Below are 13,929 nucleotides of genomic sequence, written 5' to 3' on the forward strand. Positions count from 1 at the left end.
CAGCCTATCCTTTTAGACTGCGATTAGATACGCTGGGATCCATGAGTTCTGCAATTAATGACGCACCTAAGAATGTGCTTCTCGCTGCACCCCGCGGCTACTGCGCTGGTGTTGATCGCGCGGTGGAGACCGTGGAAAAAGCACTGGAAAAGTATGGTGCTCCGGTTTACGTGCGCAAAGAGATCGTTCACAACAAGTATGTTGTAGAGACGCTGGAGAAGCGCGGCGTCATCTTTGTGAATGAAGCAGACGAGGCTCCAGAAGGCGCACACCTGGTCTTTTCGGCCCACGGTATTTCCCCTGCGGTTCGAGAGCTCGCGCTTTCGCGTAACCAGCAGACCTTGGACGCTTCATGCCCGCTGGTGACAAAGGTGCACAACGAGGCCAAGCGTTTTGCTCGCGATGGTTACCAGATTCTCCTTGTTGGCCACGAGGGCCACGAAGAGGTCGAAGGCACTGCCGGAGAAGCTCCAGAAATTACCCATCTGATCGATGGTGTTGAAGGCGTGGATTCCGCCCCAGATTTCCCAGAGGACCAGAAGCTGGTGTGGCTGTCTCAGACCACCTTGTCCGTCGACGAAACCATGGAGATTGTAACGAAGTTGCGCCAGAAGTACCCGAACCTGGAAGATCCTCCTAGCGACGATATCTGCTACGCAACCCAGAACCGCCAGCAGGCTGTAAAGGCTATCGCTGAAAAGGTCGAGCTGATGATCGTGGTGGGTTCGCAGAACTCCTCAAACTCGAAGCGCCTCGTTGAGGTTGCTCTTGACGCGGGTTCCAACGCTTCACACCTGGTGGATTATGCAAGTCAGATCGACGAGGCTTGGCTCGAGGGAGTAAACACCGTGGGTGTGACCTCTGGTGCTTCTGTCCCGGAGATCCTCGTCCGCGAAGTTGTCGAGTGGCTCGATGAGCGCGGTTACAGCAACGTCGAGCAGGTCACCACAACCACGGAGACTATCTCCTTCGCGCTGCCACGCGACCTGCGTCCAGCGCGCACCTAAAAGAAGTACCTAAAAGTACTAGTCGCCGTAGATATCATCGTCCAGCCGATGACCGGGATTCCGGTCTTGGCTGGACTTTCTGTTTTCTAGGCGGTCCGCTGGACGACGAGGTGACCTGGTTGCGCGTTGATTCCTGCGGTTGACTAGCTCTTGGACCGAGACTTGGCGAGACTGCTCCCGAGCCCGCCTAGCCGTGCGGTTATTTTCGTGGTTCCCGCGGGAAACCTGTTGGCGCTCTGAGAGTAGTTTCTCGGCTGCGACCTTGTTATACCGCTTGAGTAGCCGGATGCGCACCAGCGCGATTGCGATGCAACCGAGGAATGTCACCGCTAGGACGGGGAAGTGCTGGACCAGCGGATACACCGACAACAGAAGCGATGTGGTGGAGAACGGATCCCCGTAGTCGGGTAGATCTGCCCAGTTCACCACCCAGCTAGTGATCACCAAAAACACTGTGAACAAGATGGGGATCAAAATGACTACGAGATACAGGTTCTTCGGATTGGTCAGCAGGGTAACTACCACGCTGGAGACAACAAACAACGCTAAGAATGGCCAGCCGAGCGTGTGGAAATACCAGCTGATCAACAAACCGGTGAGCAGAGCAGCAATGATGATCCCGATACTGGAGTAGAGAGAAAGCCCCTCAAACTCGGAGGAAGAGCGCCTGCTTCTTCGGCTAGATTGATATGACACGATTTAACACTCTACCGGGAAAGAGCCTTAGACACGATCCTCGCCCCAGTGATTCGCGTTTAACTTTGCTCCCAGGAGAAACTGCCTTGCGCATCTTCCTCTTCAGAAGGAGGAGGCACTTGCCGGGGAGTAGCGGTCACGCTTTCTAACCGAGTCGGCCTTTTGCTTGAGCGAGTAGGGATATCAAGTTCAGCGAGTTTGCGTGCAGTAACCATTACGCGAGAATCCATGGAACCTAAGGTGGCGTTGAATGCCTCGGTGGCTTTCTCTAGCGACTGGCCGACCCGATTGTAGTGTTCGCCCATCGTGTTAATCCTGGTGTACAGCTCGGCTCCTAAACGCTGCACTTCGCGCGCGCGTTCCGAAATGTCTTCCTGTTTCCAGCCCAATCCAACAGTGCGCAACAACGCGAACAAGGTCGTCGGCGTTGCAATGACGACGTCACGCGAGAAGGAATAATCAAGCAATTCCGGGTCTTGCTCGAGAGCGGCGTCCAAGAAGGGGTCCGCCGGGACAAAAAGCACCACGAACTCCGGGGTTGGCTGAAACGCCGAGATGTAATCCTTTGACGCCAAGGTGTCCACGTGGCTGCGGAGCAAATGCGCGTGACGACGAAGGTACCCCTGCTTTTCCTCGGGATCATCTGTATCCAGGGCATCCAGATAGGAAGCAAAAGGAACCTTGGCATCGACGATGATATTGCGACCCGCGCTGAGCCTGATAATCATGTCCGGACGCAGGATTTGGCCATTGACACGGGCAGAGACCTGCACGGCAAAGTCACAGTGTTCGACCATGCCTCCCAGCTCGACGACGCGCTCGAGCTGGATTTCTCCCCAGCGGCCACGAGTCTGCGGTGAGCGCAACGCGTTAATCAGCTGGTCAGTGCGATCCGAAAGCCTGGTAGAAGTACGCGTCATCGCTTGGACTTGGCTGGCCAGGGCGGAATAGGCAACGGCCCTATCTTCGTCCATCTCATCGATCTGTTTGGTTAAACGCTCAAGCTCCACGGTGTAGGCCGTGATATCCAGTTCGGGTTGTTTAACAGATGCATCCTGCTGAGCTTGTTGAGCCTGTTGGGCAGCCTTTTGGCCACGGAAGAGATATCCCAGAGCGAAGCCGAGCACAAGGCCCACCAGCAGAGAGAGGAAAACGGAAACGGTCGCACTCATGAAACGCACTATGCCATACGCGTGCGACACTACTGCTTCGGACGCTTCAATCTATCGAATGTGCGTGCTAGAGATTTGCGGACTCTGTCTTGATCATTCTGGCTCTTTTCAGCAGATTCGTCTGTGGTGGCGTCATCGTCGTCACGCGTTCCTTTAGCGCTGCTTGGAACCCGCTCGGGCTCCCAATCTAGATCCTCGCGCCACGCTTGACGTTGCTGGCGGCTTTCGTTTTCGCGGATCTTGCCAATGATTTCGCCCTCTCGGGTGACAAATTTGATTTCGTCGGCGTGCTTTTCACCTGCTTGCAGCGCAGTCATATCCTGCAGGTAGCGGTAGACCACCGCGACCATCGCGGCGAAAGGAACCGCGAGGAAGGCACCGACGAGCCCGAAGAGGCCACCGCCGACGGAGACGGAAACCAAGATCACCACGGCGTGCAGATTCATCGCACGCGATTGCAGGATCGGCTGCAAAATGTTGCCCTCGATTTGCTGAACGGCGATCACGATGATCAACACGATGACGGCCTCTGTGAATCCAAGCGAGACCAAGGCAACGATCACGGCCAGCGCACCGGCGGTGAACGCACCAACGATTGGGATAAAGCCTGCAATGAAGGTGATCACAGCCAGGGTGAAGGCCATGGGGACGCCCACAATTGCGATACCGATACCGATGAACAGCGCATCGACGAAGGACACAATCGCCTGAGTTTGGACGTATCCGCCCAGCGTCGACCAAGCGCGCGTGAGCAATTCGGTGGCGTGCATGCCAACACGGCGACCTGTTGCATTGCGCAGCCATGGCAGGAACTTGTGGCCGTCCTTAAGGAAGAAGAAGGTTAAAACGAGCACGACACCGAGGGTGACAATCACCGAAGAAGCAGTGCTGATTCCGGCGAACACACCACCTGCAATTGTGCCGGCCTGTGCTTGGAGCCAGGAGGCAATGTCGTTGACAACGCTTTCCATGTCAGCCGCGTCGATATTTAGTGGTTCTCCCTGCGCCCAGAGCTGGAGCCGCTGGATACCTTCAACTGCTTGCAAGTACAGAACTTGTGAGTGTGAGGCGATATCTGGGGCGATTAGCGAGATCAGGAAGCCCAAGCCGACGAAGAAGATCAGAATGGAGATAAGTGCGGCTATGGCAGACGGAACGCCGTGTTTGCGCATCCAGGTGGTCGCCGGTGCCAGCACCGTACACACGATGATGGCCAGGATGACGGGGAGAACTCCGCCCCAGAAAGTACGCACCACGTACCACAGGGCAAACAGTGCGATACCGATGACGAGGAGCCGCAAGGATAATGTTGCGGCGCCTTTGAGCCACGAATCGACGACAATGGTGCGGTCGATTTGATCGCTATGGTCGTCGTCGACCGGCGCGGCTATCTCGTCCCACTCGTCGTCGTCATGCGAAATGTTTTCGGCACTTTCTCGGCGCTCGCTGTTTGTAGAACTCACCTCTTCTATATTGCCCTATAAGTGTGGCCTGGGCAGGCGTGGGATAGAATTGGCCACCGTGAGCCTTACACTTGGAATTGTTGGATTGCCCAACGTAGGAAAATCGACCCTGTTCAATGCGTTGACGCGCAACGATGTTCTCGCTGCGAACTACCCGTTCGCAACGATTGAGCCGAACGTGGGCGTAGTTGAGCTTCCCGACGAGCGGTTGAACCGCCTTGCCGAAATTTTCGGCTCCGAGCGCATTCTGCCTGCAACAGTGTCTTTCGTGGACATCGCGGGCATTGTGAAGGGCGCTTCCGAGGGTGAAGGCATGGGCAATGAGTTCCTGGCTAACATTCGTGAAGCTGATGCGATTTGCCAGGTCGTGCGTGCCTTCGCCGACGAAAACGTGATTCACGTTGATGGCAAGGTCGATCCGGCCAATGACATTTCGGTGATTAATACCGAGCTGATCCTGGCTGATCTGCAGACCATTGAGAAGGCGCTTCCACGTTTGGAAAAGGAGGCGAAGAAGGACAAGGAGCTCGCTGCCACTGTCGACGAGGTGAAGAAGGCACAGGCCATCCTTGAGGATGACCGCACCCTGTTCGCAGCTTCGAAGAACAACGAAATTGACCTTGCCCTGCTGCAGCACATGCACTTCATGACAGGTAAGCCGTTCCTTTACGTCTTCAACTCCGACGAGGCAGTGCTTACCGACGATGCGAAGAAGCAAGAGCTGCGCGAGCTCGTCGCGCCCGCCGAGGCAGTTTTCCTTGATGCGCAGACCGAGACTGAGTTGCTCGAGCTTGACGACGAAGACGCGGCCGAACTGCTTGAGTCTGTTGGCCAGACTGAACCTGGTTTGCAGACTCTTGCGCGCGCTGGTTTTGAGACTCTGGGCCTGCAGACGTACCTGACCGCTGGTCCGAAGGAAGCTCGAGCATGGCAGATTCGCAAGGGCTACACGGCTCCTCAGGCAGCTGGTGTGATCCACTCTGATTTTGAGAGGGGCTTTATTAAGGCCGAGATTGTCTCTTTCGCTGACTTGGATGAGTACGGCTCGATGGCTGAAGCTCGCGCGCATGGCAAGGTTCGTATGGAGGGCAAGGACTACGTTATGCAAGACGGAGATGTGTGCGATTTCAAGTTCAATGTCTAGGCGTTGACAATGAGAAATGGTCTTGGTTCATTCCAGGACCATTTCCGTATTATCGGACCTATTCTCGGAGATCCAGATGAGAGGAACGACTAGAAAATGCAGACAATCCTTGGGGCAAATGGCCAAATTGCAATCGAACTTGCCCGTGAGCTCCATCGTGGATTTACCCAAGATCTCCGGCTTGTAAGCCGAAATCCCCGTCCGGTGAATGATTCGGATAGCACGGTGTCTGCAAATCTTCTGGATGTGGAGCAGACAAGAGTAGCGGTGGCGGGCAGTGAGATCGTATATTTCACGGCTGGGTTGCCTGCAGATACTGAATTATGGGAGTCCCAGTTTCCCACGATGCTGCGAAACTCGCTAGAAGCTGCCCGGGGGACTGGAGCCAAATTCGCTTATTTTGACAACACCTATATGTATCCGCAGGACAGTCGCCGCCAGACTGAAGAAACAAAGTTTTCTCCAGTAGGGAGGAAAGGTCGCGTCCGCTCCGAAATGGCGACGATGGTGCTTGATGAGATGAAACGGGGAGACATTCCAGTGCTCATTGCGCGCGCTCCCGAGTTCTATGGGCCAGGACATACGCAGGGATTCACGAATTCGCTCATTATTGATCGGATGAAGTCCGGCAAGCGTCCTTTCGTTCCAGTGAGTGATAACAAAAAACGCTCGCTCATCTGGACCCCTGACGCGAGCAGAGCCCTAGCTCTACTCGGAAACACTTCCGATGCCTACGGTCAGACTTGGCACCTACCCATCGATGCGCGGCACCCCACCTACCATGAATTTGTCGCGTTGGCTGCTGAAGCTTTCAACAGAAAATCTGGGTACGTGGTCATTCCTCAATGGGTATTCAAAGCTGCGGGCATCGTCTCTCAGCAGGCACGAGAAATGGGGGAACTACTTCCTAGATATGCCCACGACAATAACTTTGATTCGACGAAGTTCGTGGCGCGATTCCCCAACTTTGAAGTCACATCGTACCGGGAAGGGCTCAGGGCTATCGGTGCAGAAATTAGAGGCTGAGAATGGTGTGCAGCGTAATTCCGGCAAAGCCTTTCTGGAACAAGTCGTTTCTCCAGGGACCGTGTGTGCTTCGCCGTAGGGCTTCTCGCGGATAGAATGCTCGAGCGGGGGTGTCTTGCATGTTCTACGATGAGAACAATTGATGGCTGTGCGTGCGCTTAACCGAGACACCGAACGGAATCCTTGACAATGAATAGCCCGAATTCTCTCTCTAACCCCGATTCGGAGTTCGAGAAAATTGCCAACGCAACGCCGGTAGTGCTGGCCGTTACTGTAGGGATTGCAGTTGCAATTCGGGAGGAATCTTTCTTGCTCGGCCTTCTCACTGGCGGTGTTACCTTCATTATTCTGGTGGCTATAATGCAGGTGGATCGATGGGCGAATTTTGCGCTGCGGATGTTCGCCGGGTTTGCCTTGATTACTGCGATTTTCTTGGCAGGTCTGTTTGGAGTCTTGGTACTTGTTGCAGCGATCGTAATAGTTGTTGTTCTTAAAACAAGCCAAGTGGAAGATCCAGTGGACCGAGGAAGAAGGCCGAAGTAGAAGTTAGCCTTCTTCTCCGAAATTCGCGGGAGTCTCCCGTGGTGGGAGGGCCCCCATTTGCACCATTGCACCTACTTCGTCTCGGGTAGCCCAGTGCTCTGCAAGGCGGTCGCCTGAGGTGCGATAGATGTGAATTGTTGGCATGTCATAATGCTTACCCTCAGCTTTTGGGCCGTACACCTGAGGCACGCCTTCACCGTGTGCAACTGTGCGAAAGACCAATCGGTCATCGGTTTCGATGGTGTCTTCGATGTCGTATCTGATCTTGAGTACCTGGGTGACAAACGTGAGAATCTTGGTGTATCCCTCTGGGCCTGCAGGGATAGAGAAGGGTGCGGCGTGATCGACAAAATCGTCGGTGACGCAATCAGGGATGGATGTGAGATCGCCGGAGTTGATAGCTGCAAAGACTTTTTGAGCGGCGGGCATTGCTTGGTTTGCCATGATGGACTCCTGGGGGGAATGGATGCCGAGAAATTATTTTCTGTAACAAAAATCTTTCCACCGGTTTTCCTATTGGGTCAATAGGGCTTTGCTGGCAAAAGAGTGTGTCACAGCCACCAAAAAATTAGCCCTGCAGAGATTTCAGATTCGTTGTCAATAACGGGTGTACCTTATCGCTGTTATTGAAGTTCGGGAGCTGAAACAAGGTAGGTTCAATTCTTATGACTACTGAAGTTGTGCTTCCGCCGTGCCCCGAGTGCGCTGAACCCTATACCTATGAGCAAGGCGACCTCTTGGTCTGCCCGATGTGTGGATACGAGTGGATTTCAAGCGAAAATGGCGAAGAGACCCCGGCGACGGAGGACGTTGTGCGAGACGCGGTGGGCAACGAGCTCAACGACGGAGATACAGTCACGATTGTCAAGGGCCTGAAAGTTTCAGGTGGCGGTGGCGGCACGATCAAGGCCGGAACGAAGGTCAAAGGGCATCCGCCTGCTTGAAACACCTGTAAACGGACACGATATCGACGCAACAGTTCCAGGGTTTGGCAAGATGCAGCTGAAGTCTTCAGTAGTAAAGAGGGCCTAAGCGCCGAAGGCTAATTCAGCCCTCGAACATACTCCACAACTGGCGCAATCGTGGCCCTATCCCGGAAATCAATCACCTGACCGTAGGATTCGTACATCATCTGGGATTCGGCGTCGCCCTTGGCGCCTTTGCGCTTTGCTGCTCGGCTGACCATCCACATCATCGCGCGGTGGGCCCGTGACATGCGGGGATAGTCCAAGCCACCACGCAAGTGGAACCACTTCATCCGTGAGCGAATCTCTTCAGAAAAAGTAACATCGACAAGCGCTTTGTACGCCTTGATGTTTTCAGGGTTTTGCGGATCTGAAGCGCTCACCGAAACTCCTACAAGCGGAATTTCAGGGCTATTTTCGACGAGAACCGAAAACTCCTTAGCGCCTAAATAGCTGCGAGCATAAATCGGGCAAACAAGGATAATTACCGAGGCTGTGGAGAGATCGGGATCCGAGTTTTCGCCGAGGTTGACCAACGTGGCGCCGAGATCCTCGGCGAGCCATTCGGCATAGCTTTGTGCGTGGCCGTAGTGAGTGCGGTAGACAACAAGAGGAGTGCGGGCGCTGGACTGGTTGTGCTCCATAATTCCAGCTTATGCCTGCTTGTACCATAAGGGTATGAAAAAGCAGGTCGTGTTGGTTACACGACCTGCTTAATCAGTTTTCCTACTGCTGTTCCTCTGCAGAATGTTCCTCTTCAGAAGTTTCAGCAGATTCCTCTTCAGGGTGCCCAGGGGAGCCAGGCTTTGCACCGACGAGCAGCGCAGGTGCCTTCTGGTGCTCAACTCCAGCAATCTCGTAGGCTTCCGCCTGGTCGAGGGTCTCACGCTCCATCAAGGCATTCGCAAGAGCGTCGTGCTTGTCGCGGTTTTCGCGCAGGATCCGGCGAGTCTCTGCGTAGCATTCCTTGACCAGATCGCGGACCTCGTCGTCGACAGCCTTGAGCAGTTCCTCGGACGCGCCGTTGTCGCGGGCGGTGCCTTCCTGTGGGTAAACCTGAACAGGGCCGACGTTGTCGGACATGCCCCATTTTCCAATCATGCTGCGTGCGATCGAGGTGACGGTCTGTAGATCGGACTCGGCGCCGGTGGTGATCACGCCGAAGATCTCCTGCTCTGCAGCCATGCCGCCGAGGGCACCCATGATACGTCCGCGCAGGTAGTCGTAGTCGTATCCGTAGCGATCGGAATCTGGTGTGGAAACCGTCACGCCGAGCGCGCGACCGCGAGGGATAATCGAGATCTTACGCACTGGGTCCGCGCCGGGCTGCAACATGCCCAGCAGCGCGTGGCCAGCCTCGTGGTAGGCGGTGCGCAGACGTTCTTCTTCTGGCATAACCACGTTGCGCTTGGCACCAAGCTGCACCTTCTCCAAGGCGTTGGTGAAGTCCTTCGCAGTGATGTGTGTGTCCTCGCGCTTTGCGGCCAGGATCGCTGCCTCATTGGCAAGGTTGGCCAGGTCAGCACCGGTCAGCCCCGGGGTGATCTTTGCTACCTGTTCCAGGTCGACGTCGTCGGCAAGCGGCTTGTTGCGTGTGTGTACTTCGAGGATCTGCTCGCGGCCGGTGGCATCGGGTGCGGTGACGGTGATCTTGCGGTCGAAACGACCGGCGCGAGTCAAAGCTTCGTCAAGCACGTCGGCGCGGTTTGTCGCCGCCATGACGACGACTCCTTCGCTGCCGTCAAAGCCGTCCATCTCGGTGAGGATCTGGTTCAGAGTCTGTTCGCGCTCGTCGCTGCCACCCATCGCCTTGGAGCTGCTACGGGAGCGGCCGATGGTGTCAATCTCGTCAATGAAGATGATGGACGGAGCGACCTTGCGTGCCTCGGCGAAGAGCTCGCGCACGCGCTGAGCACCGACGCCGACGATCATCTCAATGAATTCGGAACCGCTGGCAGAGAAGAAAGGCACCTCGGCTTCGCCAGCGGTTGCGCGCGCCAGCAAAGTCTTACCGGTACCTGGCTCACCCTCAAGGAGCACGCCCTTCGGCACCTTGGCGCCGAGCTTGGTGTACTTGCTGGGGTTCTTGAGGAAGTCAACGATCTCGGAGACCTCGGCCTTGACCTCGTCGATACCCGCGACATCGTCAAAGTTGACGCGGACTTCTTCAGGATTGACTCGCTTGGATTGCTTGTCGCCCATGCCGAGCATGCCGCCCATTTGGCCACCGTTTTGTTGCATGCGACGCAGGATCCATGCGTAGAAGCCGAAGATCAAAATGAGCGGAAGGAATGAAAAGAGCAGGTTCCAGAACACACCGCGCTCTTGGGTCACAGGGGTTGCACGAACCTCGACACCTTGGGCTTCCAGCTTTGTCAATAGATCATCTTGGGCGAAGGTAGGGCGCTCGGTTTCAAATTGTTGATAGGTCGGGGCCTCTTGTCCCTCAGGAAGTACAGGACGCTCACCCTCGACAGGCACGTCGACGGGATTCTTCAGCACACCTTGGATTGAGTCGCCGCGGGAGTAGATCGCTTGGACGTTCTCATCCTCAACCTGGCGTGTGAACTCGGTATAGGAGATCGTTTCCGCACGGTTGACCAAGCTGTCCTGGAAAGACATCAATGCAAAAAGAAGCAGCCAGCCAATGAAGAAAAAGACAAAGAACCGGACCCAGTTCGGACCCTTGGGCTTGTCATCATCGTCGTTGTCGGGCAGGCCTTCCGTCCTCCACAGAGGAGGTGGGCGACCGGTACCGTCATTTTTTGACGACGATACGCTTCCTTCCGATCTAGAATTTGTAGACTTCTCGAGCTCCGAGCTCTGAGTCTCCGCTGAGTCGGCCATAGTTCACTCCAAACAAATGGGGGAGTACCTGATAATCATCGGGTAAAGGTACGTGTACGGACAGGTTCTTATTTAGAGTAACTAGTTAAGCGGGCCAAGTCTCGCTCTCCAATGTTTATTTAGGGTTCTCAGGCTACCCCCGTGGGGAGCGAGTTTTCGAGATCGAATCGCAAAACACACAAAAAACGGATATCATGACCTGCCCTTTTGAGGCATACTTGAGTCAATAGACCTCAACTCGAGAGTTGGTCCCCATGCGTACATTCTTGAAAGTAATTGGAAGCATTGTTTTGGTCGTGGTGCTGCTTATTGCCACGTGGGTTGCCATCTTCTTTTTCAATACGAATCGCTTCAAAACGTCGGAAGAGTATTTGGGCTCAAGGCAGACCGCGCTCAATTCTCCTGGAGTCACTGCAATCGAAGGCGAATGCTTGGTTGGTCAGCGCTACACACCAGCAGGGGACAATCATCCCGGAACCGTCGTGGTCTTCGGTGGTTCTGAAGGTAGTGCGAACCACGCACTTTCTAGGGAACTTCAGGCCGAAGGATTTGATGTCATCTCCGCGTACTACTTCGGGCAACCCGGCCAGCCAGAACAATTAGTCGAAGTACCTTTGGAGATCTTCGACGAGATTTTGGCACTTATCGACGAAGGGCCGATCACCGTCATCGGAACGTCGAAAGGGGCAGAACTGACTGCCAATTTGGCAGCGCGCTATGAAGAAATCGATCACATCGTGCTTTACGCTCCTGCCGAATACACCTATGCAGGATTATCGTTCCGAGGCCCCGAGCAATTCAGCAGTTTTACGTATGGGGGCGAACCCGTGGAATTTGCACCATTTCCAACTCAATACGATGGTGCTTTCACCATGCTTAGCCGGACATTGCTTGGACTCCCCGTGTCCTATCGTGCTTCCTACGAAGCAGCGGCCGCGGAGGCACCAGCAGGTGCGAAAATCGATCTTTCGAAGTTCGCCGGGACCGGGCTCGCATTCGCCGGCGACGCCGACCCGATGTGGCAGTCCGAGGTAGCTGCGAGAAACCTCTCAGCTGAAGTGCCCGGGATCGAAGCAATTGTGTACCCCGGAGCCGGCCACCTTTTTGCCGAAGACATCACCAAAGCCGGTAAAGGCTGGCAAACAATGCTGGGAGGCACAGTTGATGCCAATCGAGATGCTAAACATGACTCTGATCGGAAGCTGCTGGCGGCGTTACTTACCTGGCACCGCTGATCGGCTCATGCGCACGCCTTGCCAGATTAGCCAGACCAAAAGTACTACTTCGCCGACGAAGGAAACAGTGGAAATTTCGAAACCCGGGGTAAATCCGAACCAGACGCCCAATGCATCAGCAACATAGCCGACTCCTGAAATGAACAAGAGAATTCCAACAGCATTTGGCAACTCCTCAGACCTGTAAAAAGAGACAGCAACCAGAAGCAGATGAATACCAAATAATAGGAGTGCCCGATCCCACGCGGAGTTGAAGAAATCTGCATCGCGGGTGATCAGCATGTAGGCCCCGGCTCCGACCAGTGCGATTGCATAGATAATGCGAAAGAACGCACCGGACAGCGCGAGTTTCCTGCCACCAGATTTAGTGACATAGAACAAGGCAATGGCTACAGCGATATCAAGTAGTCCGACTAGAAGTGCGATGACACCGGCCAAGGTCAGTGAACCAGCGGGCAGCGCGACCAAAAATCCAATCGGAGAGAGGACTGCCATGAGCAGTAGGCCGAAGCCGGCGACAAGGTAATGGCGTGACAGTGGCATGAGGAACTCCCAGCGAGTGTAGGCAAAACAACGATTCTTCCGGGAAAAGTATTCCGGAAGAATCGTTGTTTTGCAGGGCGTTAATCTGTAGTACTAATCCCCGTACACCTCTTGGGCCATGCGGAAAGCTGCCCACGCCTTCGGCCAGCCAGCATAGAAAGCCGCGTGGGTGAGAACTTCAGCCATTTCTTCGGCGGTGACCCCGTTATTCTTCGCACGCTCGATGTGGCCCTGCAGGGAGCTGTCCAATACACCGCTAGACATCAACGCGGTCACTGTGACTAGCGAGCGATCACGGGCTGAGAGCTTATCTTCTCTGGCCCAGACCTGACCGAAGAGGACGTCGTCGTTAAGCTCGGCGAACTTCGGCGCGAACTCGCCGAGGATGTCGCGACCTGCTGTAACCTTGTCTGCCATTGTGTGCCTACTTTCCTGCGAACACAGGGAAGTCGCTGTGATCGCCGTAGTCTTTGTAGTTGAGATTGCGCAGGGCTTCCATGTCTTCGGCGGAGATTTCGAAATCGACCTGGGCATTCGATGCCATGTGCTCTGGGTTTCCGGTCTTGGGCAGCGAAACCGTGCCGAGCTGCAGGGTGTAGCGGATGCAGAGCTGAGGAACGGTGGCGTCGTACTTTGCGGCCATCTCCTGGACCTGCTGGTTTTCCAGAATCTCGCCGTGTGCGATTGGGGAGTAAGCCTGCACCTGGATGTTCTTGTCCTGGCAGTACTTAATCAGATCAGTAGGGGTGTTGCCTGCGTGGACTAGGATCTGGTTCACGTGAGGGGTCACTGTGCCGGAGGACAGAATGTTCTCCAGGTCGTTTTCGCGGAAGTTGGACACGCCGATAGCGCGAAGCTTGCCGGCCTTGTAGGCATCTTCAAGTGCACGCCATGCCTCGCGATTGCCTTCTGCGTAGTCGCCACCACGGAAATCGTCCCAAGGCTGAGGGGAGTGGATCAACATCAGATCGATGTAGTCCAGGCCAAGAGTTTCTAGAGATTTGTCGATGGCTGCGACGGCCTCGTCGTAGGTCTTGATTTCGGCGGCGAGCTTGGTGGAGAGGAAAATTTCTTCGCGGGCTACGCCGCTGGTGCGCACGCCTTCGCCGACGCCACGCTCGTTCTCGTAGGCCTGAGCGGTATCGATGTTGCGGTAGCCGATTTCGATGGCGCTGCGCACCGCGTCGGCGGCCTTGTCGTCGTCGATGAACCAGGTGCCAAGACCCAGCTTCGGAATAACAACGTCGTTGCTTAGGGTGTAGGTTTCGTTCAAGATCATATTAGGACT

The 13,929-nt window shown here is 55.2% G+C and carries 14 protein-coding genes and 1 pseudogene; 6 read left to right on the top strand and 9 right to left on the bottom strand.

Annotated features, from left to right (window positions below; translation table 11 throughout):
- Positions 1-41 precede the first annotated feature (41 nt).
- Positions 42-1,007 carry a 4-hydroxy-3-methylbut-2-enyl diphosphate reductase gene (locus ACXZ66_RS05390; RefSeq protein WP_458750865.1) on the top strand — a complete coding sequence of 322 codons (966 nt, stop codon included), beginning with the start codon at positions 42-44 and terminating at the stop codon, positions 1,005-1,007.
- Between the two features lie 18 nt (positions 1,008-1,025).
- Here the strand turns inward: ACXZ66_RS05390 and ACXZ66_RS05395 are convergent, their stop codons facing one another.
- The 3 genes from ACXZ66_RS05395 to ACXZ66_RS05405 are packed head-to-tail and all read right to left on the bottom strand — an operon-like array spanning position 1,026 to position 4,296.
- Positions 1,026-1,703 (bottom strand): DUF6542 domain-containing protein, encoded by a 678-nt coding sequence (locus tag ACXZ66_RS05395; RefSeq protein WP_458750866.1) that lies wholly within the window; start codon positions 1,701-1,703, stop codon positions 1,026-1,028.
- A gap of 59 nt (positions 1,704-1,762) precedes the next feature.
- Positions 1,763-2,875, bottom strand: a complete 1,113-nt coding sequence (locus ACXZ66_RS05400; RefSeq protein WP_458750867.1) for a DNA recombination protein RmuC — start codon at positions 2,873-2,875, stop codon at positions 1,763-1,765.
- Between the two features lie 29 nt (positions 2,876-2,904).
- Positions 2,905-4,296, bottom strand: a complete 1,392-nt coding sequence (locus tag ACXZ66_RS05405) for an AI-2E family transporter (protein WP_458751287.1) — start codon at positions 4,294-4,296, stop codon at positions 2,905-2,907.
- A 100-nt stretch (positions 4,297-4,396) separates the two neighbouring features.
- Here ACXZ66_RS05405 and ychF point away from each other — a divergent pair, with 100 nt between their 5' ends.
- From ychF to ACXZ66_RS05420, 3 genes are all read left to right on the top strand, one after another.
- Positions 4,397-5,482: a redox-regulated ATPase YchF gene (ychF, locus tag ACXZ66_RS05410; protein WP_458750868.1), complete on the top strand. Its 1,086-nt coding sequence runs from the start codon at positions 4,397-4,399 to the stop codon at positions 5,480-5,482.
- Between the two features lie 96 nt (positions 5,483-5,578).
- Positions 5,579-6,508, top strand: a complete 930-nt coding sequence (locus tag ACXZ66_RS05415) for an NAD-dependent epimerase/dehydratase family protein (RefSeq protein WP_458750869.1) — start codon at positions 5,579-5,581, stop codon at positions 6,506-6,508.
- Positions 6,509-6,697: 189 nt separating this feature from the next.
- Positions 6,698-7,051 carry a hypothetical protein gene (locus ACXZ66_RS05420; RefSeq protein ID WP_458750870.1) on the top strand — a complete coding sequence of 118 codons (354 nt, stop codon included), beginning with the start codon at positions 6,698-6,700 and terminating at the stop codon, positions 7,049-7,051.
- 3 nt (positions 7,052-7,054) lie between these two features.
- On the opposite strand, the gene ACXZ66_RS05425 is transcribed toward ACXZ66_RS05420, so the two are convergent.
- Complete coding sequence (locus ACXZ66_RS05425; RefSeq protein ID WP_458750871.1) at positions 7,055-7,495, bottom strand: ester cyclase; 441 nt, start codon at positions 7,493-7,495, stop codon at positions 7,055-7,057.
- A gap of 221 nt (positions 7,496-7,716) precedes the next feature.
- Between ACXZ66_RS05425 and ACXZ66_RS05430 the strand changes: the two are divergent.
- Positions 7,717-8,083 (top strand): annotated as a pseudogene (locus ACXZ66_RS05430) (zinc ribbon domain-containing protein YjdM).
- Positions 8,084-8,093: 10 nt separating this feature from the next.
- Here ACXZ66_RS05430 and ACXZ66_RS05435 read toward each other — a convergent pair.
- Together ACXZ66_RS05435 and ftsH are read right to left on the bottom strand one after the other, a co-directional pair.
- Positions 8,094-8,660 (bottom strand): flavodoxin domain-containing protein, encoded by a 567-nt coding sequence (locus ACXZ66_RS05435; RefSeq protein ID WP_458750872.1) that lies wholly within the window; start codon positions 8,658-8,660, stop codon positions 8,094-8,096.
- Positions 8,661-8,742: 82 nt separating this feature from the next.
- The gene (ftsH, locus tag ACXZ66_RS05440) at positions 8,743-10,863 is read right to left on the bottom strand and encodes an ATP-dependent zinc metalloprotease FtsH (protein WP_458750873.1); all 2,121 of its coding nucleotides are present in this window, start codon (positions 10,861-10,863) and stop codon (positions 8,743-8,745) included.
- A 254-nt stretch (positions 10,864-11,117) separates the two neighbouring features.
- Here ftsH and ACXZ66_RS05445 point away from each other — a divergent pair, with 254 nt between their 5' ends.
- Positions 11,118-12,098, top strand: coding sequence for an acyl-CoA thioester hydrolase/BAAT C-terminal domain-containing protein (locus ACXZ66_RS05445; protein WP_458750874.1), 981 nt, complete (start codon positions 11,118-11,120; stop codon positions 12,096-12,098).
- Here the strand turns inward: ACXZ66_RS05445 and ACXZ66_RS05450 are convergent.
- From ACXZ66_RS05450 to ACXZ66_RS05460, 3 genes are all read right to left on the bottom strand, one after another.
- Positions 12,078-12,641 carry a DUF4386 family protein gene (locus ACXZ66_RS05450; protein ID WP_458750875.1) on the bottom strand — a complete coding sequence of 188 codons (564 nt, stop codon included), beginning with the start codon at positions 12,639-12,641 and terminating at the stop codon, positions 12,078-12,080. The genes ACXZ66_RS05445 and ACXZ66_RS05450 overlap by 21 nt on opposite strands.
- 93 nt (positions 12,642-12,734) lie before the next feature.
- Positions 12,735-13,058: a carboxymuconolactone decarboxylase family protein gene (locus ACXZ66_RS05455; protein ID WP_458750876.1), complete on the bottom strand. Its 324-nt coding sequence runs from the start codon at positions 13,056-13,058 to the stop codon at positions 12,735-12,737.
- 7 nt (positions 13,059-13,065) lie between these two features.
- Entirely contained in the window at positions 13,066-13,920 is an 855-nt protein-coding gene (locus ACXZ66_RS05460) for an aldo/keto reductase (protein ID WP_458750877.1), read from the bottom strand.
- Positions 13,921-13,929 lie beyond the last annotated feature (9 nt).

It is taken from the genome of Corynebacterium sp. S7, from assembly GCF_054401105.1.

Coding starts and splice junctions, on each gene's coding strand:
- ACXZ66_RS05455 (WP_458750876.1), bottom strand. CDS start 13,058: ATGGCAGACAAGGTTACAGCAGGTCGCGACATCCTCGGCGAGTTCGCG.
- ACXZ66_RS05420 (WP_458750870.1), top strand. CDS start 6,698: ATGAATAGCCCGAATTCTCTCTCTAACCCCGATTCGGAGTTCGAGAAA.
- ftsH (WP_458750873.1), bottom strand. CDS start 10,863: ATGGCCGACTCAGCGGAGACTCAGAGCTCGGAGCTCGAGAAGTCTACA.
- ACXZ66_RS05445 (WP_458750874.1), top strand. CDS start 11,118: ATGCGTACATTCTTGAAAGTAATTGGAAGCATTGTTTTGGTCGTGGTG.
- ACXZ66_RS05390 (WP_458750865.1), top strand. CDS start 42: ATGAGTTCTGCAATTAATGACGCACCTAAGAATGTGCTTCTCGCTGCA.
- ACXZ66_RS05415 (WP_458750869.1), top strand. CDS start 5,579: ATGCAGACAATCCTTGGGGCAAATGGCCAAATTGCAATCGAACTTGCC.
- ACXZ66_RS05450 (WP_458750875.1), bottom strand. CDS start 12,641: ATGCCACTGTCACGCCATTACCTTGTCGCCGGCTTCGGCCTACTGCTC.
- ACXZ66_RS05400 (WP_458750867.1), bottom strand. CDS start 2,875: ATGAGTGCGACCGTTTCCGTTTTCCTCTCTCTGCTGGTGGGCCTTGTG.
- ACXZ66_RS05460 (WP_458750877.1), bottom strand. CDS start 13,920: ATGATCTTGAACGAAACCTACACCCTAAGCAACGACGTTGTTATTCCG.
- ACXZ66_RS05425 (WP_458750871.1), bottom strand. CDS start 7,495: ATGGCAAACCAAGCAATGCCCGCCGCTCAAAAAGTCTTTGCAGCTATC.
- ACXZ66_RS05435 (WP_458750872.1), bottom strand. CDS start 8,660: ATGGAGCACAACCAGTCCAGCGCCCGCACTCCTCTTGTTGTCTACCGC.